Origin of the sequence: Streptomyces oryzae, from assembly GCF_017676365.1 — a bacterium.
GTDB classification, from domain to species: Bacteria; Actinomycetota; Actinomycetes; order Streptomycetales; family Streptomycetaceae; genus Streptomyces; species Streptomyces oryzae.
The window spans coordinates 24648-48710 of sequence record NZ_JADKMA010000001.1; the positions used below are offsets into that span (position 1 = coordinate 24648).

Below are 24063 nucleotides of genomic sequence, written 5' to 3' on the forward strand. Positions count from 1 at the left end.
GCCGGCCGCCGCCGTCGCTCCACGACTGCCCCGGCTTCCCCGCCTCCGCGACTCCCGCCGCCCCGCCCGTCTCGCCAACGGACTCGTTGCCCGCAGGCCGCACGCCACACGCCGTACGGGAAGGCCAAAGGTCAGAGGGCGGAGAGCGGAGGCGACGAGCGGTGGGGAAGCCGGGCGGGATACCCGACGACCGGCGGATGAGACCGGAAGCGGCGGCCGCAAAGATGGCCGGCATGGACCCCGAACTCGAAGCATTCGTCCCGCTGTTCCCCCGCGCCGACCTGACCGACCCGGTTGCCGCGCGCGACAGCTTCGCCGAGCTGGCCGCCGCGGTACCGGCGCCGGAGACCGCGGACATGGCTGTCGAGGACCGCACCGTGCCCGCAGACCCGGACGTGCCGGTGCGGATCTACCGTCCACGCCAGGCGCGGGGCGCTCTCGTCTGGCTGCACGGTGGCGGGTTCGTGATGGGGAACCTGGACACCGAGCACCCGTGGGCCGCCCGTATCGCGGACGGTTCGGGCGCGGTGGTGATCTCGGTGGGCTACCGGCTGGCCCCGGAACACCGCTTCCCGGCCGCCCTCGACGACGCATACGCCGTTCTCCGCTGGACGGCCGAACACGCGGCCGAGCTCGGTATCGACCCGGAACGGATCGCGGTCGGAGGCCACAGCGCCGGTGCGGGGATCGCGGCCGCGGTGGCCCTGCGGGCGCGTGACCACCAGGGCCCACCGATCCGCTTCCAGCTTCTCAACCAGCCCGGACTGGACGACCGGCAGGAGACCTGGTCGGCGCGGAACTTCACCGACACGCCCTGGTTCAACCGCGGCAAGGCCGCCACGGCGTGGCGGCACTACCTGGGCTCCCAGCCCGCCACACCGTACGCGGCCCCCGCGCGGGCGGCAGACCTGTCCGGCCTGCCGCCGGCCTATATCGCCACCGCGGAACTCTGCCCGAACCGCGACGAGGACCTCGCCTACGCCCTCCGGCTGCTCCAGGCAGGCGTCTCGGTCGAGCTGCACCAGTGGCCCGGCACCTTCCACGGGTCACAGGCGATTCTCTCCGCCGAGGTCTCGCAGCGGCAGAACGCCGAACTGGGCGCCGCTCTACGCCGTGCGCTGGCCGACTGAGCCCGTCCGTCCCGGCGCGCTCACCGAGCCCACCAAGCTCACCAACCCACCGAGCTCACCGACTTCATCGATCTCACCGATCTCACCAATCACGAAAGGACGGACGCCATGAAGGCCCGAATTGTCTTGTGTGCGAGTGTCGCCGCGCTGAGTGTGGGCGCGGGTCCGGCGACGGCAGCTCCCGTACCCGACGAGACCTGGCCCGCGCCCGGGAGCCGTGGCAAGGCCGCGTCAGGGGGCCTTGACCCCGCCGAGCTGCAGTCCGCCATGGACGGTGTCCACCGCGCGGGGATGCCGGGGGTGTACGCCGAGGTACGCGATGCCGGCCGGACATGGCGCGGCGCCTCCGGGGTCGCCGATCTCAGCACCGGCCGGCCCGTGAAGCCCGGCATGCGGCAGCGCGTCGGCAGCGTCACCAAGACCTTCACCGCCGTCGCGGTCATGCAGCAGGTCGAGCGGGGGCGGATCCGGCTCGACGCGCCGATCGGCGACTATCTGCCGCAGCTCGTACCGGGGGAGCGCGGCGAGAAGATCACGGTCCGGATGCTGCTCAACCACACCAGCGGGCTCAGCGACTTCATTCCCTACGCTTTCCCGTCGCTGAGGAAGTCCCCGCCGGGGCCCGAGAGCCTGGACGACAACCGGTTCAGGCAGTTCCACCCGGCCGAGCTGATCGAGCTGGGGCTCGCGGCGCCTCCCGCCGGTGAGCCAGGCGGCGCCAAAGGCGTGTACTCCAACACCAATTACCTGCTCCTCGGCCAACTCTTGGAGAAGGTGACCGGCACCCCGGCCGAGCAGTACATCACCCGGCACGTCATCGAGCGCGCTGGGCTCCGGCACACCGAGTTCCCGTCCGAACCGCGTATCAGGGGACCGCACTCGCGGATGTACGAGGCGCTGCACGGCTTCATCGACCCGCCGCGCGACTACAGCGTCTACAACATGTCCTGGGTGGGGACGGGGGCCGGTCTGGTGTCGACCATGGAAGATCTCAACCGCTTCTACGGCAAGCTGCTGGACGGCGAGCTCGTCAACCGGTCGTCGCTGGCGCAGATGCAGCGCACGGTCCCGGTCCGCGCCCTGGACGGGACGACGATCGAGTACGGCCTGGGTCTGCACAAGGTCAGTGTCCCGGGCTGCGGCACCTTCTGGGGCCATGACGGCACAGTCTGGGGGGCCGGAACGACGTCCCTGACCCGGGCCGACGGAAAGCGTCAGATGTCCGTCGCGATCAACCTCATCAGGTGGAACCGGCTGGACTCCGCCGGGAAGCCGCAGCCCCACCCCATCGACGACGCGCTGTCGAAGCTGTACGGGCAGGCGCTGTGCGGCAACGGCAGCCCCAAGGCCCGGTCCGCCGTGCGGCTGCGGGAACTCGTCCCGTAGGGCCTGTTGCGGAAGTGGCTCGGCTGTCAGAGCGGCCTGGGATGCTCCGGGCATGGAGATGACAGTGCAGCTGACGATCGACTGCGCCGATCCGCAGAGAATGGTGACCTTCTGGGCCGAGGCCCTGGGCTATGTGCCTGAGCCTCCGCCGGGCGGGCACGCCACATGGCGTTCCTACTGGGCGGCGGTGGGGGTGCCCGAGGCGGAGTTGCCGGCCGGCGCCGGGGATGTTCCGGAGTCGATCATCGACCCCACGGGACGTGGACCGAGGGTGTGGTTCCAGCAGGTTCCTGAGCCGAAGGCCGCCAAGAACCGGTGGCACTTCGACCTGAAGGTCGGTGGGGGCCGTGACGTCCCGCTGGATGTCCGCACCCAGCGGGTCGAGGCTACGGTGGAACGGCTGGTCAAAGCTGGTGCCACCGTGCTGCGGATCAAGGACGAGCCGGACACGGGGCTCTACGCCACGGCCATGCAGGACCCCGAGGGCAACGAATTCGACGTCGTCTGAGGGCCGTTGTGAGGGCGCTGGCCGATCCGCGGCGTGTGCCGTGGTGACCCCACCCGCGCCTGCTCCGGCTACGCCCCGGAATCGTCTCGCTACGCCCAGGAACAAGCATCTGACCAGCAGGAACAGCGAACCGCAACTGGAGTACCGACTAGCGCATAGCTTGGGTCCGGAGGGGAGCAAGGTGTTAGGAATGACTCATGAAGCTGCCTTTCCGCCGTCCCCGGAACCGGACGGAGCACCCGTCCGCCAGCTCCGGAGAGAAGGGGCGTCGGCGGCTGCGCCTGCGTACGGCGGCCGGTCAGGTGTTCGTGCTGCAGGTCGGGCTGGTGCTGCTGCTGGTCGCGGCCGCTGTGACCGCACAGCTGGTGCAGGCGCAGCGGGACGGCCAGGGCCGGGCCCGGGAGAAGTCGGTCGCGGTGGCCCAGGCATTCGCGCATTCCCCGGGCGTGGCCGAGGCGATACAGGGCCCGAATCCGCCGAAGGTGCTCCAGCCACGCACCGAGGCGGCCCGCAAGGACGCGGGCGTCGACTTCATCGTGCTGATGGACCGGAAGGGCATCAGGTTCACCCAGCCCAACCCGTCACTGATCGGCAAGAAGTTCGTCGGGACGATTGAGCCCTCGCTGCACGGCCGTACCACCGTGGAGACCGTCACAGGGCCTCGCACCGGCGGCGACACCGAGGTCGTCCAGGCAGTGGTGCCCGTGCGGGACTCGAGCGGCAGGATCGTCGGCATAGCGTCGGCGGGCCTCGCCGTCCGCAACGTCACCGGCATGATCAACCAGCAGCTTCCGATCATTCTCGGCGCCGGTGCCGCAGCGCTCCTGGCCGCCACCGCCGGAACGGCCCTGGTCTCCAGACGGCTGCTGCGCCAGACGCACGGACTCGGGCCGGCGGAGATGACGCGGATGTACGAGCACCACGACGCGGTCCTGCACGCGGTGCGGGAAGGCGTGCTCATCCTCGGCCCCGAGGGGCGTCTCGTACTGGCCAACGACGAGGCCCGGCGCCTGCTGGATCTGCCCGCCGCCGGCACCGAGCCCCGCTACGTGAGCGAGCTGGGCCTGGACGAGCGGATGACGCAGCTGCTGGCCTCGGGGGACGCCGTCACCGACGAGGTACGGCTGTCCGGCGACCGGCTGCTGGCGGTGAACATCCGCCCCACGGCCCCGCACGGCGGGGAGCCGGGCAGCGTGGTGACGCTCCGCGACACCACCGAGCTGTCGGCCGTCTCGGGCCGCGCGCAGGTGGCACGGGAACGGCTCAAACTGCTGTACGAGTCGGGTGTGCGGATCGGCACGACGCTGGACGTGGCACATACGGCCGCTGAGCTGGCCGAGGTGGCGGTGCCCGGATTCGCCGACCTGGCAGCCGTCGACCTGCTGGACGAGGTCGTACGCGGCCAGGAGCCCGCTCCGCAGACCCAGCGCCGGCTGCGCCGCATGGCGGTCAGCGACACACCTGCGGGGCTGCCGCTGTACGAGGTCGGGGAAGCGATCACCTTCCGGACCGGTTCGCCGCAGGAGCGGGCTCTCGACGCCGAGCAGGCGGTGCTGGAACCTGATCTGCACAGCGCGGAGGAGTGGCTGCGCCACGACCCGGACCGCGCACGGCGGACCCTGGAGTACGGCGTGCATTCGCTGATCACCGTCCCGCTGCGGGCCAGGGGAGTGGTCCTGGGCATCGCGCACTTCTGGCGCAGCGGCGACTCGCCGGCCTTCGACGAGGACGACGTGTCCTTCTCCGAGGAGCTGGCTGCGCGGGCCGCCGTCGCCATCGACAACGCGCGCCGCTACACCCGCGAGCACGCGATGGCCGTGACCCTGCAGCGCAGCCTGCTGCCCCGCGGGCTGCCCGAGCACGCCGCGCTGGAGGCGGCCTGGCGCTATGTGCCGGCCGAGGCGGGCGTGGGCGGCGACTGGTTCGACGTCATCCCCCTCTCCGGCACCCGCGTCGCCCTCGTCGTCGGCGACGTGGTCGGGCACGGACTGCACGCGGCCGCGACGATGGGCCGCCTGCGCACCGCCGTACACAACTTCTCCGCCCTCGACCTGCAGCCCGACGAGGTGCTCGCCCGCCTGGACGAGCTCGTCGTCCGCATCGACGACGAAGACAGCCGCACCGGCCTCGCGGGCGGGCGGCAGTACGAGGAAGTGGCCGGGGCGACCTGCCTGTACGCCATCTACGACCCGGTCACCGGCTCCTGCACCCTGGCACGCGCCGGGCACCACTGCCCCGCCGTCGTGTACCCGGACGGCACCGTCGGCTATGCGGACGTACCCGCGTCCCCGCCGCTTGGCCTGGGCGGTCACCCCTTCGAGACCACGGAGCTGCACCTCCCCGAGGGCGCCCGCCTCGTCCTGTACACCGACGGCCTGATCGAGAGCCGGGACCGCGACATCGACACCGGCCTGGAAATCCTCCGCACGGTGCTGGAGCGGACGGCGGGCAGCACTCCGGAAGAGACCGCCCGCACGGTCGCGGACTCCGTCATGCCCGCACACCCGTCCGACGACGTCGCGCTGCTGGTCGCCCGCATCCGGCGGCTCGATCCGACGCAGGTCGCCGAGTGGCAAGTGGAGCCGGACCCCGCGGCCGTCGCACCGGTACGCGCCGAATGCGCCGCGCGGCTGCGCGAGTGGGGCATGGAGGAGCTCGGCCACACCACCGAACTGATCCTCAGCGAGCTGATCACCAACGCCATCCGCTACGGCAGGCCGCCGATCCAGGTCCGGCTCCTGCACGACGACGACAGCCTCATCTGCGAGGTCGCCGACGGCAGTGGGACCTCACCGCATCTGCGCCGCGCGTCCACCACGGACGAGGGCGGCCGCGGCCTCTTCCTCGTCGCCCAGTTCGCCCAGCACTGGGGCACCCGCTACACGCCGGGCGGCAAGGTCATCTGGACCGAACAGCACCTCCACGGCGGCGCGTCCGCCCGCCCCGCCGAGGATCTGCCGGCCGACGCGCTGCTGGAGCAGTTCGGCGACGGGGGCTGGTGAGCCCCCGCGCCCGGCCCGGCCAGGAGCCGGTCAGCCCTGGAGGGCGAAGAACAGCGTGTCCATGGTGTATCCGTACTTGAGCGAGGTCTGCCATTCGTCGTGCTCGTTCTGCATCATCTCGATGAGCCGCTTCGCCTCTTGGCTGAAGGCGCTGTCCATGCGGTCCAGCACTTCGGCGTAGGCGTCGGCCAGCGGCTTGGCCTGGGCCAGCGGCAGCCGGCCGATGGCCGGATACCCGTCCATGGGCGTCGGAATGTGGAACGGGATCTCGTCGGGCGGCCCGGCGAACAGGAAGTCGAGCGGCAGCAGACCGGCGGGGACGCCGAGGCGCTGCAGCTCCTCGCCCATGCTCCCGAAGAACGTGGAGGGCTTGGAGTACACGCCGAAATCCATCGGGTCGGACCCGCTCCAGTCGATGATGTGCTGGAGCGCCTTGTAGTACGCCTGGCCCACGTGGTCGCCTTCCGCGTCGGCATACCCCGCCAGGAGATGGTCGAGCGCCTCGGGGATGGTCAGGCCCAGATCGATGCCCTGGCGTTCCAGGCTGAGCTGGTCCCTCTGGGCGGCCGGGCGTATGTGCTCGGTGAGCACGCTCTGCTGGGTCTCGTCGAGTTCGCCCTGGAGGTAGGAGACGACGCGGCTCTGCTCAGCGGTGCTCATCGTGATGATGTGGCTCATGGGCCACATCATGGCAGCGGGTACTGACAGAACACCGTGCGGGGCGGAGCCTCTCGCGGCTCCGGAATCGGCACGCCCTGAGGGGAGTTCGAGGGGCGGACCGGGGGCGGTGCGACCTCGGGGCTCAGCCGCTGCGACGAATCCGGAAGCGATCGGGTTCGGCCGGATCCCGGTCGACGACTTGGACCGGCGCCCAGGCCCACTGCCGAACGCTGATGCCTGGCGTACGGGAGAACCGGATCTTCCCGCGAGTGCCTTCGACCGCGACGTGCGACCAGGATTCCGCGATGCGCGCCCGGTCCGAGCCGTGCGAACGCAGCACTTCGGCGAGGACCGCGACCGTGTCGTAGCCCTCGAACGCGACGAAGGAGGGCGCTTCGCCGAGCCGCTCATGGAGGGCCGCCCCGACTCGTGCACCGAGTGGACCGAGGCGCTCGGGCAGGTAGCGCAGGAACGGGATCCCGGCGCCGTCGCCGCCCAGCAAAGCCGCCCATTCGGCGAACTCCGGCTGCCCGGCCGGGGCACCGATCATGACCTCGGCGAGTCGGTGATCGCCGCGGACGGACCGGACGATCGGCACTGCGGGGTCCGGGTGGCCGACCAGAAGCAGGAGAGCTGTGGCGGCACTGCCGACGAGTTCGCCGCACACGTCCCCGGGAGCGAGCGCACCCATGTCCAGTTCGACGACGCTGCCACCGTGAGCGGCGAGGTGGTCCCGCAGGATCCGGGTCCCCGAGGCCCAGTAGACACTCGACTGGGTTGCAACGGCGATGCGGCTGTGCCCCTCACTCAGGAGGAAGTCCGCGTAGATCCGCCAGCCGTGGGACTGCGCCGGACAAAGGCGCGCGACCCAGTCCGTCGGCTGCTCGGTCAGCGCGTCGAGAACGGCTGACGAGCAGAGGAACGGCAGGCCGAGCGCGTCGGCCCGGGCGGCAGCGGCCCGAGCGACCACACTGTGATACTCCCCGGCCACGGCGGCCACACCCAGGTGGGCCAGTTCCTCCACGGCCGCCGCTGCTCTCCGCGGATCGGCCGCGGTGTCCCGTACCACCAGTTCGAGGGGGCATCCGGCGATCCCGCCGGCGTCATTGACTTCGGCAACGGCCAGTTCGAGCCCAGCGAGCAGGTGCCGGCCCGCCTCGGTCCAGCCGGGCCGGGACAGCGGAGCGAGAGCACCGATCCGAACGGAGGCTCCGTCAGTCCGCCCCGTCCCGGGCGTCGACGCTGATGACGGCGACGGCGGCGTATTCATGCGTTGGCGCTCCCATGCGACCTTCGGTGGCAGGCTGCCTGCCCGGACCGCAGAGTGCCAGGTCCCGGTCGTAGGCGTCCATCTCATTGCGCCGGTAGCGGGCGGGGAACCACGGCCCCCAACGGCCGCCCCCGGCTCTCGCGGGGCTGTGGATAACCCGTAGTCGGTCGTGGCCTGCTCTGTTACGGTCCTGTGGCCGGCCGCGGGACTCCGGTGCGACTTCCGGAACGTGCCTATGAAGCAATGATTCGCAGCTCGTGCCCCCATTCCCCGGCCGGCATCCGCACGCATGGGGGAAAGCCGATGGATTCGTACGGGGATGTCGTCGCGGCGGAAGATGTGCTGCTCTTCGTCAACGCCGCGATCACCTCCACCGGCCAGCGTGAATTCCACACCGACGCGGGCGAGCAGCGACTGTCCCTGGACTTTCTCCATGCGTACATGCTGGGGAACTACCGTGACCTGTACGCCGGAATCCTCGCGCTCGACATCAACGACCACAACGCGGCGCTCGTCATCCGGCGTCTGCTGGAGACCACGGGCGAGGCCACTGCCGACCAGCGCCGCAGCGAGGGCCGGCTGATCGCGTGCCGGCTGGCGACACTTCCGCCGCAGCGCGTCTACCGCCTGTTCGGCGCGCTGGGCCGGGCCGGGGTCAACAACCGCCGCACCCGCGCGATCATGCGTGACTGGCTGTCCGCCCGCCCGGACCTGGCATTCGATGCCGTGAAATACCGCAGCGGCCTCAAGCGAGCTCTCCGGCACGCACACCTGGCCCCCGGGCGCGCACATCTGACCCCCGCAGGTGAAGAGTTGGGGGCATTTCTGTTCGCACCGCTGTCCCGCCCGCGCTATACGACACCCCTCTTCGAGACGTGGCGCCGCGCGCATTACGAAAAGGCCGCCCTGTACGAGCTGCCCTATACCGCTGCCGAGGGTTTCGCCGCCAAGCACGGCATCGCCCGGGATGTGTTCCTGGAGCGCATCGCCCCGCGGATGACCCGCCTGGAGACCCTGCGCGTGCAGGAGGCCGCGCGCAGGCGCGGGACCACAGCTGTGCCGGCGGACCTGACCAGGATGCCGCTGACCCGGTTGGCGACCTACGTTCTGTCGCTGCCGGTCGAGGACCGGCTGCGCCGGCGCACCGAGCTCACCCACGCCCTGGAATCCGCCGCCGACCGGGTTGCCGGAGCCCACCGGGGGAGCTGGGGCAAGGTCACCGCCGTACTGGACGACAGCTTCTCAGCGTCCGGTTCGGGCCAAAAGCGCCGCCGACCGCTTGCCGTGGCTCTGGCCTGCCACTATCTGCTCGCGGCCCTGGCGAGCGACTACACCGCGCTGTGGACATCCGGACGGACCGACGCGCTGCTGGGCCACCCGTACGGGCCGACGCCGCTGGGCCGCCGGGTGCTCGACGCGCTCGGCACCAGCCCGTCCAGGCTGTTGATCGTCTCCGACGGATGGGACAACGCACCACCCGGCCTGGCCGCCGAAGTACTGCGCGTCTGGCGGGTCAGGCTCGACCCCCGGCGCGGCACCAGCATCGTGCACCTCAACCCCGTCTACGACGCGGCCGACTTCGACGTGCGCCGGCTCTCCCCGTCCGTGCCCACAGCGGGCATCCGTGACGCCGAAGACCTTCCCGCACTGGTGGAAGTCGCCCAGTTCGCGGAAGGCCGGACGGGCCTGGCCGAACTGACCGCCTACATGTATGCCCGCGCCGCCCGGATGCTGAGCGAACACCACCGGGAGCAGCCGAGATGACGACCCTGGACCTGACCGGCCTGGCCACCCGCCCCTCCCAGGTCTGGGGCGCGGTCCGTCTGGTACCGCTCGTGCGCGCCGACCCTGTCGACGATCTCCGTCTGCGCTCGCAGCTCTACGGCGATGCGACAGGTCTGGTCGAGGCCGGCCCCCGCCATGCCTACATCTCCTACATCCCGCACGGATTCGTCGCCACATGGACGGGCGACGGCACACCCGCAGCCGCCTACGGCACTCACATGTCGGCAAACGGCACCTCCGCTCCCGCCACGATGGGCCTGCGCTTCCACCGAGGAATGGCCCGCCGCCAGGCCAAGGACCGGCTGCGCTTCCTCCCGCTGCACCTGGCACTGGAGGGCTACCTGGCACTGCACTTCGGCGGCCCCTCGACCGCCTGGGAGGAGTGGTCGCAGCGCGCGATCCGCCAAGGGCTCTCCCCACGTGTCGAGGAGGCGTATGTGGGCGCGGAAGTACGCGGACTCGCCGAAGCCCTGCGTATCTTCGAGATCCACCCCGGCCAGTGCGGGGTGCTGGTTTACGTCGCTGATGCACTCGCGGCCGCGTTCGTGGTCCCGCACCCCGACGATTACCGCGCGCTCCATCCGACTCTTCTGCAGGACCTGTACGGCGAACTCATCCACCACTACGCCACCCTGATGCCGCCGGTGCCGGACTTCCGGGCCCGCATCCCCGACGAGCGGGTCCGCTCCCTGGCCGATCTGCGTGGGGCAGTCGCCGAGCAGGAGCACGCCTGGACGCACTTTCACGACTCGGCCATGGCCGCCGGTCTGCTGGACCACGAGTACGCCTGGCAGACGGTCCATCGCCTGGGCCGCTTCACCCTCTCCCGCTTTCTGCCGCCGTTCCGGCCCAAGGAGGAGAACCACATCGGCGAGGCCATCACCGACGACAGGGGCAGGATCGCCTACCTCAAGACGTTCCGGCTGTCGGAGAACCAGGTCCGCCGCGGCCATCTCCTCAGCCGCCTGGCCGCCAACGACTGGCATCTGGCGCACACCGCAGCCGATCTCGGCGTCGACGAGGCACAACTGGGCCTGCGGCTGGAATCCGCCGGCTTCGCCTCTCTGCTCCGCCAGGACGTCCTGGACGGCTACCGCAAGCAGGCGCGAAACCGCGGAGTCAGCCGGGGATGACCTCGATCCGTTCGCGGTTGAGCAGATACGTGGGCAGACAGGGCTGCTTGAGCTCGACGGGGAAACCGTAGTCGTACGCCAGGCTCGCCATCGCCAGCGGACCGAGCGCCACCTGGGCGCGCGGTGCCGCCGAGTCGCCCCAGTACGCGCCGTGGTGTGCGAGGGCTTCGCCGAGGGCTTCGGCGAAGGCGTCGTGGTCGCGGGTGATCAAGCGGTGGAAGAGGGCGACCGGCTGGTAGTCGATCCGGTTCACGAAGTCCTTGGGTGTGCTGGTCGCGGTGTCGGGTGCGGACGTCTCCATCGTGGTGATCAGCTTCTGTGCGACGTCGTCCATGGGGCGCTGGGCCCAGTACGTCTGCAGGGTGTCGATCCAGTGCAGGACGTACTCGTCCACGGACTCGTCCTGCCGCAGCACCTCCAACGGCACCTGGCACAGCCGGTCGAGCCGTTCCCGCTGACGGCAGACGACGCAGACGTAGAAGGCGTCGAGCCAGGCACGGGCATCCGCCGGCGGGTCCGCCGGGGTGGCGGGTATCTGCCATGCGTGGTCCTCGCCCAGCCTGCACTCCTGCGGGTCCGCACCGGTGAACAGCGCCGCACCGAGCTGAACGGCGACGGCCCACGGGTCCCAGGTGTCGATCCGGGCCGCGTCGGGGTCCGTGGCGCAGCGGGCGTGGGCGAGGGCCAGAGCCGAGCGGAAGGCGTCGCGGAGCCCGGCCGGGTCCCCCATGAGGCAGGTGAGGGATTCTCCCGCGGTGCGCGAGAGTTCGGCGGCGTCCGGGGGCTCAGCCGCTGCGCGGGTGGCCAGCCGGCCGGCACTGTCGAGGCCGACCAGGCTCTTCATGGCGCCGAGCAGCTTTGGCGGCGGCTGGACGGAGAACGTGCGGGCGTCGTCGTCGATGACGGTGAGGGAGGTCAGACTGCCCTGGTGCCACCAGTAGAGCCGCGGCGACAGCGAGCCGGGCCCGTCCTCGTACGCGCCGAAGGCGTACGCCGCAAGGCCGTTGACGGCGTCGACCACGGTGCCGTCGGCTATCGGGTGGTACGCCAGCAGATGCCGGGTCGGCACGACGACCAGGGCGCCGGCATCCGGCAGCTGCTCCCCGGTCAGCTGCCGGGCCAGTTCGGACAGGAACAGCGCCTTGCTCGCGACGAACGGGGAATCGCCGTACACCGAGTGCAGCAGCGCCCCGCCGTCCAGGGGCACCTCAGCATGCTCGACGGGCAGCTGCGTCAGGTTCGCGTACGCCGCCCGGCCGAGCTCCTGCAGTCCGGCGCGCGCGACATCCTGGTCGGTGAGCACCCGTACGCTGGTGGCGCCGTCCAGTGCGTAGCCGAAGACGAGCCCGTCGGCCACCACCCGCGCGTAGCTCATGGCGCCCGCGAGGTCGGGCGTGAGGGCCTCGGCGGGCAGCAGCCTCGGGTACGCGGCCCGCAGCAGTTCACCGGCGTCCTCGCCGCCCGCGCTCGCGTCCGCGAGGTTGGCGAAGTGTGCCGCGACCAGCTCGGGCCAGCGCTCCTGCGGGGTGTGCCTGCACTGCTGCGCCAGGCTGCGCAGGGAGTACTCGTGGTCCTGCTGCATGTGTGGCGCGGCCAGAGTCCGCAGCTGAGCGGCTTGGGCGACGGTCAGCATCGGGAGTTCGGCGTCGGGGGTGGCCATGCCGTCGGTGGCGTCGTGTCCGTTCACCCCCGTGACCCTACGAGACCTGTCTCCGGTTGCCTGCGGCCGGTGCCATGTCCAACGCTTTTGTGAGGATGCTTTTTGCCATGGCGTTGCCGGGTTGTCAGCAGGCGTTGCCGGGTTCTCAGTGGTCGACGCGGTCGGATTTGGCGAGCCACGCGTCGAACGGTGCCGTACGGTTCGTTCGAAACCGGCCACCGCGGCATCGTGCCGATCGGCGGCTCGCCGGGTACGTCCTCATGAGTCAGCACCGCGCATACGCCGGGGCGCTTGAGCGCGGGACCGACGTCGATCGAATTGATCCGCGCATACGGGTGCGGGCTGCGCAGTGTCGCGCCCCCACAGCATGTCCTACGCCCACAGATCCGAGGAATAGGCGTACTCGCCGCGCACTTTGAGCGTTCCGTCCGGCCGCAGCGGGCTGTCGCCGATCCCACCGGTGATCAACTCATTGAGGTAGGTCCTGAGGAGTGCGGGCGGGAGAGATCCGATCGGTCATTCAAGAGCCTCCATTGTCGGGGGATCTGGCGCCGGGGTTCGGGCAGGATTCGGGCGGTAGCCGGGCAGGGCGTACATCGGGTTCGAGCCGGATGCGAATCCGATTCGAGTCGGGTCCGCTCGCGATGCCACCTGTGGTTGCTGCTCCTGCATGCGGGAGCAGCTGGGAAGCCGGGAGGGGTCAGGGACCTGTGAGGCCTGTGGGACCTGGCATGATCGGGGGATGCCAGAACGTATGGTCGCGGCGTGTGACGGCGCCGCCAAGATCAACCCCGGACCCGCGGGCTGGGCCTGGGTGCTCGCCGACCCCGCGGGCTCCCCGCAGCGCTGGGAGGCGGGTCCGCTCGGCCGCACGACGAACAATGTCGCCGAGCTGACCGCGCTGGCCGAGCTGTTGGAGGCCACCGATCCGGCCGTGCCGCTGGAGGTCCGGATGGACTCGCAGTACGCCATGAACGCGGTCACCAAGTGGATCGCCGGCTGGAAGCGCAACGGCTGGCAGACCGCGTCGAAGAAGCCCGTGGCCAACAAGGACCTGGTCGTCCGTATCGACGCCCTCCTCGAAGGCCGCGACGTGGTCTTCCAGCACGTACTCGCCCACCAGGTGAACGGCGACCCCCTCAACGCCATCGCCGACGCAGCCGCCAGCACCGCAGCCACCGAGCAGGCCCCCGCAGGCACGGCGCACGGCGCCACCGACGTCCCGCGCCCGAGCCCCGCGACCGAGGACAAACCGCCGCGCCCGGCCCGCTCCCGCAAGGCCCGCACGCGCCGTGCGTCGGGCGGTGGCCCTGGCCCGGTCATCAAGGCCAAGTTCCCCGGCCGCTGCGGTCACTGCAACTCCCGCTACGAAGCGGGGGCGGACATCACCAAGATCGCCTCAGGCTGGGGCCACCGAGCCTGCCGCGACGCCGCCACCCCGTAGGGGCCGGGGCGCAGACTGCCCAAGCGGGCGGGCTGGAGCCCCCCCCGCCTCCAACGGGCCGGCAGCGGGGCATTGGGTGGGTCTCAGGTGGGCGTGGTGGGTGGAGATCAGGGCGTGCGTGGTCAGCCGGGGTCGCCGGATGCGGCGCCGAAGACGACGATGCGTCCGGTGAAGGGTTTGGTGACCGCCAGGCTGGTCCGAACGTCTCCTTGCCCACCGATTCCAGGGCCAGGTCGACCCCGCCGGGCAAGCGGGTGATCTCCGCAGCCAGATCGGGGCGCCGGCTGTCCAGGACCTCGTCGGCGCCAAGTGCTTTGACGGTGACGTGCTTGGCCGGTGACGCCGTAGCGATCACGTGGGCACCGTAGTGGCGGGCGAGACGGACAGCGCCCTGCCCCACGCCGCCGGCCGCGGCATGAACAAGCACCACATCACCGGCCTTGAGCTCGCCCAGCGGCTTCAGCGCAGCCAAGGCCGAGCGGCTGTCGTGAATCGGGGCCGACGCTGACCGCCGAATAGGGTAAGGGAGTTGCGGTTGAGCGGGAGGACGACCAGGCGTGGATGTGTATGAGGCCGTGGACAGCCGCCGGGCCGTGCGGGCGTTCAGCGATGAGCCGGTTTCCAGAGAAATACTCGAACGAGTGCTGACGGCAGCGACGCGGGCTCCGTCGAGCGGAAATCTCCAGCCGTGGCACGTGTATGTCGTGACCGGCGAGCCCCTGGCCGCGCTGAAGAGACGCGCGACGGCCAGAGCACTCGCCGGGGACCCGGGTGATGAGCGGGAGTATCCGATGTACCCGGCCGAACTCACCTCCCCGTATCTGGACCGCTTTTCCGCCGCGGCCGCCCAGCGGTACGAAGCGCTGGGAATCGAGCGCGACGACCCCGACCGGCCCAAGAAGATCGCCGCCTTGAACTCGGCGGCGTTCGGGGCACCAGTGGTCCTGTTCTGCTACCTCGACCGGACGATGGGGCCTGGTCAGTGGGGGGACGCGGGGATGTACTTGCAGACGGTCATGTTGTTGCTGAGGGCGGAAGGACTGCACAGCTGCCCCCAGGTGATGTGGACCATGTACCGCAAGACGGTCAACCAGACAGTCGGAGCCGATGACAGGCTCGTACTGTTCTGCGGCATCTCGGTGGGATTCGAGAAGGAAGACGCCTCACGGCTGCGTACCGGACGGGCGGAGATGGCGGAAACCGTAACCTTCATCGGAGCCTGACCCGGTCTGTGGAGCTGTCCGGCGCCCGAAGAGCTCGGGGGAGGAGGTCGAAGGACCCGTGACCTATCGAAGCTCTCCGCTGATCACCCAGAGGTGGCCGAACGGGTCCTTCACTCTGCCTTGCCGTTTGCCGTAGGGGCGGTTGTCGACCGGGATGACGAGCTGCGCCCCGTGCTGCACCATACGGTCCGCCGTCCCATCGGGGTCGGGCACTGTGAGCATGATCAGGACAGGCGAGCCACCCACTGATCCAGGATCGTTCCAACCCCACTCCTCAACGCTCTGTGCCAGCGCGAAGCCGACGGAACCGAGCGTGAGATCGGCGTGGTTCACGACACCGTGGTCGTCGGCGACGCGGAGGTTCACCTCGGCTCCGAGCGCCTGGGTGTAGAAGGTGATCGCTGCGTCGGCATCGGAGACCAGCAGTTTGGGGATCAGTTGACTGTTCATGCTCCGATGGTCATGGGGCAGGGCGTCGCCACCCTTGTAGATTTCGGCCCTCTTCATCGAGCCACGCGGCTGGAGTCGTGTTCATGAGGTCGCGGAAGTCATGCACAAGGTGACTCTGGTCGTGATAGCCCGACTCGGCGGCCACTTGAGCCCATGAGTCCGCGCCTGCGCCGGCGCGGCTGACGGCGGACGCCAAGCGTGCGACGCGGGAGGCGAATTTCGGGGTGATCCCCAGCGAGCGCCCCATGACGTATCGCAAGCGCCGAGGGCTGAGGTGCGCGTATCGCGCCAGTTCCGCAACCGACGCCGTCCCTCTGCTGGCTCCGATCATGCCCAGAGTTCGGAGGGCGTCTTCGGGCCCACTGCCGTGACCAGCCCGGTCCAGGTACTCAAGGAGCCGGACGCGCATGACGGTCTCGCGCTGACCGACCGGTCGGTCTGCCAGCTCCTCGCACAGTGCGGCCACCCACGGCAGGACGGCATCAGCGCTGACGCCGCCCGCGTCCATCTCGCTCAGCGGCACCCCGGTCAGCCGTTGCAACGCCGATGGCGACAACTCGGCGTATGCCACAGGCTGCTGCGACCGCAGAATCGTGGCCGGAGTCGCTACCCCTGGCCGCATCAACCCGGCCACAACCGCCTGGGCATTCCGGGTCCGCCCGTCGTAGCGAACCTCGATCGGGTCACTCAGACTGACAACCAACCGAGCGGACAGTGCCGGGACGGCCCGATGCACACGAGGCCGACCGTCGTGTCCGCTGACGGCCACCACCCCGATGCCCGCAGCACGACACGCCTGACGTAGCTCCACCCCCGCATTGTCACATCCCCTGACCCTTCGAGGCCGAGACGGCCGCACCCGGACGGACCCCGTAGGCTCCAGTCCTCTTCCTTTCCTGACTCCGATTTCCGACTGGTGAGGTGGGTGAGCCGGCATCAAACAGCGGTTGCGGAAGCTGTCTGCAGGCGGACGGGAGTTCGCATGGACAGGGCAGATCCATCACCTGGCGGGAGAACGTGCCTGTCACCGGTGCGTTCGCGTACGCGTTTGGGGTGCCGGGAAGAACAGCCGCCTGCTCCAGGCGGATCTGTTGTCAAAGGCGGTCCTGCCGTGGGGCTGTGCGAGCGACAGCAGCTACCCGACCCCAAGGGACGTACGAACGGTCATCGACTACGCCCTTACGCACGGCTGGGATCTCAGCCCCAGCGGTGGGACGTTCTTCCTGAGTGAGCGTGAGCACGGCTCTGCGTTCGAACTGCCCGACTTCCTGCTCACTGATCGCCTCCTGACGCCTCCTGGTACCGAACCCGCGCCCGGCGCCGGCCGGCAGGCAGCGGTCATTCGGCGTTCGCCAGGATCTCCGTCAGTGCCGTGACGGCCTCGTGGGCGTCGGGTCCGGTGGCCCGGATGGTGACGGTGCTGCCGGCGGTGGCGCCGAGCCCCATGAGGCCGAGTACGCCGGTGGGGTTGACCGTCCTGCCGTTGTAGTCCAGTTCGAGGGCGCTGCGGAATCCGCCCGCGGCGCGGGCGAGCTGTCCCGCGGGGCGGGCGTGCAGGTGGGCCGGGAGCACCACCTGGGCCTCGCGGCGGGTGCTGGGGGATGTGGTGTCAGAGTTTGCGGACATGGCGGGCCTCTTCTGCTGAGTTGGCGACGGTTTGCAGGTCGGCACCGGACGCGGCGGTGACCACGGCGGCGACGGCTCCCTCGACGAAGGGGGCGTCGGCGATCACGACGTCGGCGCGCGGATGGTCGTCCAGCACGGTCCGGGTGGTCAGTACGGAGCTGCCGAGGTCGGCGAGGACCAGGACGCCGCCGCCTCGGTCGGCGTCCTCGACGGCGGCGCGGACGAGTTCGTAGCTGGTGCCGATCCTTCCGTCGCCGGTCCCGGCCGCGGTGACGACGGGAACGGCGTCGGAGCCGATCTGCTGCACCAGCAGGTGGAGACCTGCAGCGAGCTCGGCGCTGTGTGACACGAGTACGATGCCGACGGGTGCGCTCATGAACAGTCACAGTAAATCTCGGAACACTGTTCAGCAATACTGAATCGGAGATCTCTATGGTCCAGGCCGTGCATAGAGCAGTGCAGATTCTTCGGGAGCTTGCTTCCGGCGGACCCCGCCTGGGCGTGACCGACCTCGCCGACCGGCTGGGCGTCGCAAAGCCCACGGTGCACGCACTGCTGCGCACGCTGGAGACCGAAGGGCTGGTCTCGCAGGACAAGGACAGCGCGAAGTACCAGCTGGGCCCTGGTCTGGTGCAGTTGGGCAATTCCTACCTGGATACGCACGAACTCCGGACGCGCTCGCTGACCTGGGCGGACGCACTGGCCAAGCGGGCCGGGGAAGCCGTGTGGGTGGGGGTCCTCACGGGTGACCACGTGCTGGTCGTGCACCACGCGTTCCGTCCCGAGGGCGCGGTGCAGATCCTCGAAGTAGGCGCGAGCATCCCGTGGAACACCTGCGCCCTGGGCAAGGCCATCGCCGCGTCGCTTCCGGCGGCCGAGCGGGAGCGCCTGCTGACGGGGGAGCGCGCAGTGCTCACCGGCGCCAGCGTCACCGCCCGCAACGAACTGGAGCACCAGCTGACGGATGTCGCCGGGGCGGGCTACGCGGTCGAGGACCAGGAGTCGGCGATCGGGGACGCGGGCATCGCCTCGCCGGTCTTCGACCGCTCCGGAGAGGTGGTGGGCGCCATCGGCATCGTCGGGCCGGTGGAACGCATGCTGGGCGAGCCGGCGCGCCAGGAGCTTGCCGTGGCCGTACGGGAGACGGCCCGCAACCTCTCCCGGGATCTGGGGGCTCCACGCCGGGCGGCGTACACCCCGGGGCCGTGAGGGAGCGAGGTTCCGCCGGGCATTCATCCCGGTTCCTGCAGGTCGCCGTCCCTGCCCGGTGCCGAACCTCTTGACACGCGTGAAACCCGGGCTTAATTTCCCGAACAACGTTCATCCATGATGAACGTAAGCCGGTCCGGACGTTCATCTTCCGGCTCCGCTCCTGCCCGGGTGCCACCCGCGAAGGACGTGTCCGGCGGCCCCTCCCCATCCCAGCCCGCGTCACGCGGAGGAGGTGAAGCGTCCGTACCAGTGCCGGTACCGGACGCCGTCATATGGAAGTCAACTCCTGCCCACAGAAGCTCCTCGCCGAGATGCTGGGCACCGCCGTGCTGGTGTTCATAGGCGTCGGGTCCGTACCCGCGACCGCCATCGTCGGCGGCGACGCCCCGTTCACCATGGCGCAGCTGGGCATGATCTCACTGGCCTTCGCCACCGCCGTCATCGCGATGGTCCACGCCATCGGCCACGTCTCGGGCTGCCACATCAACCCAGCCGTCACCCTGGCACTCGCAGCCACGAGGAACCTGCCCTGGCGGGAGGTCCCCGGCTACATCGCCGCCCAGTTCGCCGGAGCAGTGATCGGCGCACTCGCGATCGTGGGCGTGCTGGGACACCAGGCGGTCGACGCCGGCCTCGGTATCGCCGCCTACGGGCCGGGAGTCGGCGCCGGGCAGGCGTTCCTCGCCGAGGCGGTGGGGACGTTCATCCTCGTCCTGGTGGTCCTCGGTGCCGTCGGCCGGCGCGCGGACGGGGGCTTCGCGGGCCTGGCCATCGGATTCGCGGTGTTCGCCGTCATCATTCCGGTGGCCCCCGTCACCGGAAGCGCCATCAACCCGGCCAGGGCGCTCGGCCCGATGATCACCGGCGAGCTGTTCGGCGGCACGGTGCACTGGGCGCAGCTGCCCGTCTATCTGCTCGCGGAGGGAGTGGGCGCTGTCGCTGCCGGCGCCGTCCACGCCGTCTTGAAGGCCCGTCCGTCGGCGGCCGCGGTACGGATGCCCGAGCCCGTTTCCGAAGGAGCGGCATCGTGAAGAAGCTCATCAACGCCCCTGAGCGGGTCCTCGACGATGCCCTCGCGGGGATCGCGGCCGCGCATCCGGACCTGTCGGTCGACGTCGAGGGCCGGGTGATCACCCGGGCGGGAGGTGCGGGACAGGGCAAGGTGGCCCTCGTCTCCGGCGGCGGCTCGGGACACGAGCCGTTGCACGGCGGGTTCGTCGGGACCGGGATGCTGGACGCCGCGTGTCCCGGCGAGGTGTTCACCTCACCCGTGCCCGACCAGATGCTGACCGCGGCCAAGGCAGTCGACAGCGGCGCGGGCGTGCTGTTCGTCGTGAAGAACTACACGGGTGACCGCCTCAACTTCCGGATGGCAGCGGAACTCGCCGAGGACGAGGGCATCACGGTGGAATCCGTGACGGTCGACGACGATGTCGCGGTGCAGGATTCCACCGGGACGGCGGGGCGGCGCGGCACGGGCGCCACGGTCTTCGTCGAGAAGATCGCCGGTGCCCTGGCCGAGCAGGGCGGTGACCTTCCGTCCGTAGCCGCGATGGCCAACCGGGTGAACGCGGCGACCAGGTCGTTCGCTGTGGCGCTGAGCGCGTGCACCACCCCCGAAGCGGGCAGGCCCGGGTTCGAGCTCGGCGCGGACGAGATCGAGATCGGCGTCGGCATTCACGGCGAACCGGGCCGTCGGCGCGAGACGATCCGCTCCGCACGGGACACCGTGGCCGTCTGCCTGGACGCCATCCTCGCCGACCAGCCACTGGCCGCAGGCGAGGAGACGATCGTCATGGTCAACGGTCTGGGCGCGACGCCGCTCCTCGAGCTGTACGTGGTCTTCAACGAGGTGGTAGCCGCGCTCGCGGCGCAGAACGTGACCATCGCCCGGAACCTGGTCGGCAACTACGTCACCAGCCTGGACATGGCAGGCGTCTCCATCACGGTGTGCAGGGCCGATGCCGAGATGCTCGCCCTGTGGGACGCACCTGTGAACACCCCGGCGCTGCGCTGGGGGAGCTGAGCCGGGCCGGAGGCGGGATGCGCACAGCACAACGGCTCGGAAAGAGGCGCCGGTACCGACGCCCGACGGCCGTGCTCACGCCGCCCCGCCTCCGGCTCATCCAACCACCGCCCAGTCCACACCGATCACCGAACGGAGACCCCCATGGATATCGACCTCGCCCGCGCGTGGGTGCAGGCCATCGCCGTTGCCGTGGGCCGGCACAAGGACCACCTCACCCAGCTCGACTCGGCGATCGGCGACGCCGACCACGGGACCAACCTGGACCGCGGCTTCTCCGCCGCCGCCGCTGTCGTGGCCGACCTCGACGCGGAAACGGTCGGAGCGGTGCTCACCAGGACCGGCACGGCGCTCATCTCCAGCACCGGAGGCGCCTCCGGCCCGCTGTACGGCGCTGCCTTCCGAGCCCTGGGCAAGTCGCTCGACGTTCCGGTCGCCGACCAGCGGGCGTTCGCCGCCGCATTGGCCGCCGGGCTGGAGAGCATCCGGAAACTGGGCACGGCAGCCCCCGGGGACAAGACGATGATCGACGCCTACGCTCCGGCCGTCGCCGCCTTCGAGGAGCGCTCCCGCCAGGGAGACGGCTTCGCCGCGGCAGCGCAGGCTGCCGCGGACGCCGCGGAGGAAGGCATGCGTGCGACGACCCCGTTGCAGGCACGCAAAGGCCGCGCCTCCTACCTCGGGGCCCGCAGCGTGGGCCACCAGGACCCCGGCGCCACCTCGACTGCCCTGATCTTCCGCGCTCTGGCCGACGTGGCGGCGGCACCGTGAGCTCATCACCAACAGCCTTGCAACCGCCTGCCCCGCACCCGTTCCAGCCGGGCCGGCTGAGCGGCTGACCGGCTGACCGGTCCGACTGAACCGGCCGAGCCGACTGAACCGGCCGAGCCGAACCCCCCGAACGTCAACGACCCACCAGACCCACCAGTGCGCACAACCCACGGAGCACCACCGATGACGTATTTCCTCCCGCCCACCGACACTGTTGCCGGCGCCGCGCGCGGGCTCGCCCTGGCCCACCCGGGGCTGATCGAGGTGCACCGCGATCCCCTCTACCTACGTGCGCGGTCGAGCAGCCCGGACCGTACCGTCGCCCTGGTCTCGGGCGGTGGCTCCGGACATGAACCGCTGCACACCGGGCTGCTCGGCCCAGGCGGCCTGGACGCCGTCTGCCCCGGCGAGATCTTCGCCTCCCCGCACAACCGGCAGATCTACGAGGCCGGTTCGGCCGCCGCCAAGAGCAACGGCGTCCTGTTCATCGTCAAGAACTACACCGGCGACGTGATCAACTTCCAGATCGCCGCGGAACGCCTGCGCCACGACGGTATTCCCGTGGCCACCGTGCTGGTGGACGAGGACCTGGCGACCGACAACAAGGACACCGCGACCGGCCGCCGCGGCACCGCAGCAACCGTCATCGTGGAAAAGCTGCTCGGAGCCTTCGCCGACCAGGGCGCCAAGCTCGAGGAACTCGCCACCCTGGGCGCGGCGATCGTGGCGCACTCGCGAAGCCTGGCTGTCGCCGCCCGGGCCCAGACCTCCCCGGCGACCGCAGAACCGGCCTTCCCCCTGAAGCCCGGAACCCTCGAATACGGAGTCGGGATCCACGGCGAGCGCGGCACAGGCACCATCGAGCACCGCCCCGTCGACGCACTGGTAGAGCAGATGACCGACGACCTGCTCGCGGCTCTGCCCGGCGGACAGGACCAGGTGCTGGCCGTCGTCAACGGCCTGGGCGCCACGACCGGTCTGGAACTGCACGCCATCGGCTCCCTCCTGCACGAGGCACTCACGGCACGCGGCGTCCAGCCACTGGCCATCGTGCCCGGCACCTTCACCGCGGCCCTGGACATGGCCGGCTTCTCCCTCACCCTCACCCGTATGAAGCCGGAATGGGCCGAGCTGTGGACGGCACCCACCGACACGCCGCTCGTGCTCCCCTCCCGCACCCTGACGGCCGACACCGCCGCGTCCGCCGTCGCCGGCCCTGCCGCCGCCGTCCAGGAGCCCACCGGTACCCCCACCCCGTCCAGCCGGGCCGTTCTCGACGGCTTCGCGGAGGTCGTCTCCCTGGTCCGCGACAATCTCACCGCGCTCGACCAGCTCGTCGGTGACGGCGACTTCGGCGACAACCTCCTCGGCGGCGTGCGACAGGCACAGACGCTGACTTCGACGGGGACCGACGGCATGACTGCTCTGGCCGAGGCGTTCCTCAACGACGTGGGCGGCACCAGCGGCCCCCTCTTCGGGCTCTTCTTCCAGCAGCTCGCGGCCGTCTCCTGGCCGGACGACCAAGCCCCTGACACTCGCGCGGTCGCCGACGCGGCCGCCGCCGGTCTGGCGGCCATCCACCGCGTGGGCGGCGCCGAGATCGGCGACTGCACCCTCGTGGACGCGCTCGGGCCCGCCGTCGACGCCCTGGGCAGTGCCGCCGGGAACTTGGCCGACAGCCCCTTCACCGCTGCCGCCGAAGCAGCCGTCAAGGGCGCCTTGAACACGGCGTCCCTCACCCCTCGGCGCGGCCGCGCCAGTTACGTGGGCGAGCACGCCATCGGAGTCCCCGACCCAGGGGCCCTGGGCGTGGCCCTGCTGTTCATGGTGGTCTCACGCGTCTACGAACCGGACGCGGCCACCCGGCTGCCCGCCCCCCAGCACCTCACCGCCCGCTGACCGGGCCAGCTCCCACGGGTCGTGCGCGCTGAAGACGGTGACCTCTTCCGCGTGGTCGCGGCGGAGGCCGCGCAGCCGGTCACGGGCCGCGACGCGAGCCGCGGAGTCGGTCTGTGCTCCCTGCTGGACCGGCTCGAGGGCGGGGTGGGGAAGCGGCGGGGTGCACTCGATCTCGCCGTGGTACATGTACGCGTCACCCGCGTGCAGAAGCCACCGTCCGTCGCCGTAGCGCACGGCGACGCCCGCGTGGCCGGCCGAGTGGCCGGGCAGCGGCACCAGCAGCAGCTCGCACGCCAGGCCCTGCGGGCGCGCCACGCCGGAGAAGCCGAACCACTCCGTACGCTCGTCTACGAGCGCAGGCGTCAGCAGCGGTGCGTGCGCCCGGTGTGCCCGCATGAAGCGGTCGAGGCTGTGCCGGTGGTACGGCGCCGCAGGGTCGGTGACGGCCCGGTACTCGTCGGGGTGCACATGCACCCGTGCGTACGGGAAATCGGGCAACCCTCCCGTGTGGTCGCGATGCAGGTGGGTGAGGACGATGTGCCGCACCTCCTGCGGCGCGTACCCGAGGCGGCCGACGTGGCGCAGCGCGGTCTCCGCAGGGTCGAGCGCGGGCTGGGCGTATGCCACCCAGTCCGCGCCCAGCGACTGTTCGGGGAGTTGCAGGTCGGTGGTGCCCAGGCCGGTGTCCACCAGGACGAGCCCGTCCGAGTCCGTCTCGATGAGCAGGCAATGGCAGACGGCGGCCAGATCGCGAGGCGCGGCACCTGCCTCGGGTTCTTCGCCGAGCAGTGGAACTTTCCGAAGCGAGCCGCAGTTGAGGTGGTGGATACGCACAAGGCCCCCTTGGCGGGAAACGGGCGGGCGGTTCGCGACGGACG

General features: G+C 70.6%; 22 protein-coding genes and 1 pseudogene. 13 read left to right on the plus strand and 10 right to left on the minus strand.

Annotated elements, in window-relative coordinates:
• The first annotated feature begins 233 nt into the window (after positions 1 to 233).
• The 4 genes from ITI46_RS00135 (at position 234) to ITI46_RS00150 (ending at position 6026) form a co-directional block, all read left to right on the plus strand.
• Entirely contained in the window at positions 234 to 1130 is an 897-nt protein-coding gene (locus ITI46_RS00135) for an alpha/beta hydrolase (RefSeq protein ID WP_209237088.1), read from the plus strand.
• A gap of 267 nt (positions 1131 to 1397) precedes the next feature.
• Positions 1398 to 2516, plus strand: a complete 1119-nt coding sequence (locus tag ITI46_RS00140; protein WP_247745243.1) for a serine hydrolase domain-containing protein — start codon at positions 1398 to 1400, stop codon at positions 2514 to 2516.
• 52 nt (positions 2517 to 2568) lie between these two features.
• On the plus strand, positions 2569 to 3024 hold the full coding sequence (locus tag ITI46_RS00145) for a VOC family protein (protein WP_209237018.1): 456 nt from the start codon (positions 2569 to 2571) through the stop codon (positions 3022 to 3024).
• A gap of 197 nt (positions 3025 to 3221) precedes the next feature.
• Positions 3222 to 6026 carry a SpoIIE family protein phosphatase gene (locus ITI46_RS00150; RefSeq protein WP_209237019.1) on the plus strand — a complete coding sequence of 935 codons (2805 nt, stop codon included), beginning with the start codon at positions 3222 to 3224 and terminating at the stop codon, positions 6024 to 6026.
• Between the two features lie 30 nt (positions 6027 to 6056).
• Here the strand turns inward: ITI46_RS00150 and ITI46_RS00155 are convergent, their stop codons facing one another.
• Both ITI46_RS00155 and ITI46_RS00160 read right to left on the minus strand, forming a co-directional pair.
• Entirely contained in the window at positions 6057 to 6704 is a 648-nt protein-coding gene (locus ITI46_RS00155; protein ID WP_209237020.1) for a DUF7691 family protein, read from the minus strand.
• 124 nt (positions 6705 to 6828) lie between these two features.
• Positions 6829 to 7956: an ABC transporter substrate-binding protein gene (locus ITI46_RS00160; RefSeq protein WP_209237021.1), complete on the minus strand. Its 1128-nt coding sequence runs from the start codon at positions 7954 to 7956 to the stop codon at positions 6829 to 6831.
• 303 nt (positions 7957 to 8259) lie between these two features.
• On the opposite strand from ITI46_RS00160, the gene ITI46_RS00165 reads away from it, so the two are divergent.
• Complete coding sequence (locus ITI46_RS00165) at positions 8260 to 9720, plus strand: hypothetical protein (protein ID WP_209237022.1); 1461 nt, start codon at positions 8260 to 8262, stop codon at positions 9718 to 9720.
• Complete coding sequence (locus ITI46_RS00170) at positions 9717 to 10874, plus strand: ARPP-2 domain-containing protein (protein WP_209237023.1); 1158 nt, start codon at positions 9717 to 9719, stop codon at positions 10872 to 10874. Before ITI46_RS00165 ends, ITI46_RS00170 begins: the two co-directional genes overlap by 4 nt.
• Here ITI46_RS00170 and ITI46_RS00175 read toward each other — a convergent pair.
• Together ITI46_RS00175 and ITI46_RS00180 are read right to left on the minus strand one after the other, a co-directional pair.
• Entirely contained in the window at positions 10861 to 12561 is a 1701-nt protein-coding gene (locus ITI46_RS00175) for an immunity 49 family protein (RefSeq protein WP_307807995.1), read from the minus strand. The genes ITI46_RS00170 and ITI46_RS00175 overlap by 14 nt on opposite strands.
• 203 nt (positions 12562 to 12764) lie before the next feature.
• A pseudogene (locus tag ITI46_RS00180) lies at positions 12765 to 13054 on the minus strand (xanthine dehydrogenase subunit D); the annotation flags it as partial.
• A gap of 222 nt (positions 13055 to 13276) precedes the next feature.
• On the opposite strand from ITI46_RS00180, the gene ITI46_RS00185 reads away from it, so the two are divergent.
• The gene (locus ITI46_RS00185; RefSeq protein WP_247745231.1) at positions 13277 to 13978 is read left to right on the plus strand and encodes a ribonuclease H family protein; all 702 of its coding nucleotides are present in this window, start codon (positions 13277 to 13279) and stop codon (positions 13976 to 13978) included.
• Here the strand turns inward: ITI46_RS00185 and ITI46_RS00190 are convergent.
• Entirely contained in the window at positions 13920 to 14408 is a 489-nt protein-coding gene (locus ITI46_RS00190; RefSeq protein WP_307807999.1) for a zinc-binding dehydrogenase, read from the minus strand. The genes ITI46_RS00185 and ITI46_RS00190 overlap by 59 nt on opposite strands.
• 127 nt (positions 14409 to 14535) lie before the next feature.
• Here ITI46_RS00190 and ITI46_RS00195 point away from each other — a divergent pair, with 127 nt between their 5' ends.
• Positions 14536 to 15201, plus strand: coding sequence for a nitroreductase (locus ITI46_RS00195; protein ID WP_209237024.1), 666 nt, complete (start codon positions 14536 to 14538; stop codon positions 15199 to 15201).
• A 63-nt stretch (positions 15202 to 15264) separates the two neighbouring features.
• Here the strand turns inward: ITI46_RS00195 and ITI46_RS00200 are convergent, their stop codons facing one another.
• The 4 genes from ITI46_RS00200 to dhaM form a co-directional block, all read right to left on the minus strand.
• On the minus strand, positions 15265 to 15651 hold the full coding sequence (locus ITI46_RS00200) for a VOC family protein (protein WP_209237025.1): 387 nt from the start codon (positions 15649 to 15651) through the stop codon (positions 15265 to 15267).
• 10 nt (positions 15652 to 15661) lie between these two features.
• Entirely contained in the window at positions 15662 to 16588 is a 927-nt protein-coding gene (locus ITI46_RS35665) for a helix-turn-helix domain-containing protein (protein ID WP_307807996.1), read from the minus strand.
• Positions 16589 to 16989: 401 nt separating this feature from the next.
• Positions 16990 to 17277 carry an HPr family phosphocarrier protein gene (locus tag ITI46_RS00210; protein ID WP_209237027.1) on the minus strand — a complete coding sequence of 96 codons (288 nt, stop codon included), beginning with the start codon at positions 17275 to 17277 and terminating at the stop codon, positions 16990 to 16992.
• Positions 17261 to 17653: a dihydroxyacetone kinase phosphoryl donor subunit DhaM gene (gene dhaM / locus ITI46_RS00215; protein ID WP_209237028.1), complete on the minus strand. Its 393-nt coding sequence runs from the start codon at positions 17651 to 17653 to the stop codon at positions 17261 to 17263. Before dhaM ends, ITI46_RS00210 begins: the two co-directional genes overlap by 17 nt.
• Positions 17654 to 17721: 68 nt before the next feature.
• On the opposite strand from dhaM, the gene ITI46_RS00220 reads away from it, so the two are divergent.
• The 5 genes from ITI46_RS00220 (at position 17722) to ITI46_RS00240 (ending at position 23185) form a co-directional block, all read left to right on the plus strand.
• Positions 17722 to 18486 (plus strand): IclR family transcriptional regulator, encoded by a 765-nt coding sequence (locus ITI46_RS00220; RefSeq protein ID WP_307807997.1) that lies wholly within the window; start codon positions 17722 to 17724, stop codon positions 18484 to 18486.
• A gap of 275 nt (positions 18487 to 18761) precedes the next feature.
• Positions 18762 to 19520, plus strand: coding sequence for an MIP/aquaporin family protein (locus tag ITI46_RS00225; RefSeq protein ID WP_209237030.1), 759 nt, complete (start codon positions 18762 to 18764; stop codon positions 19518 to 19520).
• The gene (gene dhaK / locus ITI46_RS00230; protein ID WP_209237031.1) at positions 19517 to 20515 is read left to right on the plus strand and encodes a dihydroxyacetone kinase subunit DhaK; all 999 of its coding nucleotides are present in this window, start codon (positions 19517 to 19519) and stop codon (positions 20513 to 20515) included. The genes ITI46_RS00225 and dhaK overlap by 4 nt, the downstream gene beginning before the upstream one ends.
• 144 nt (positions 20516 to 20659) lie before the next feature.
• Entirely contained in the window at positions 20660 to 21286 is a 627-nt protein-coding gene (dhaL, locus tag ITI46_RS00235; protein ID WP_209237032.1) for a dihydroxyacetone kinase subunit DhaL, read from the plus strand.
• 183 nt (positions 21287 to 21469) lie between these two features.
• Positions 21470 to 23185, plus strand: a complete 1716-nt coding sequence (locus ITI46_RS00240) for a dihydroxyacetone kinase family protein (protein ID WP_209237033.1) — start codon at positions 21470 to 21472, stop codon at positions 23183 to 23185.
• On the opposite strand, the gene ITI46_RS00245 is transcribed toward ITI46_RS00240, so the two are convergent.
• On the minus strand, positions 23120 to 24019 hold the full coding sequence (locus ITI46_RS00245) for an MBL fold metallo-hydrolase (protein WP_209237034.1): 900 nt from the start codon (positions 24017 to 24019) through the stop codon (positions 23120 to 23122). The two genes, ITI46_RS00240 and ITI46_RS00245, sit on opposite strands and share 66 nt — an antisense overlap.
• Positions 24020 to 24063: the final 44 nt, after the last annotated feature.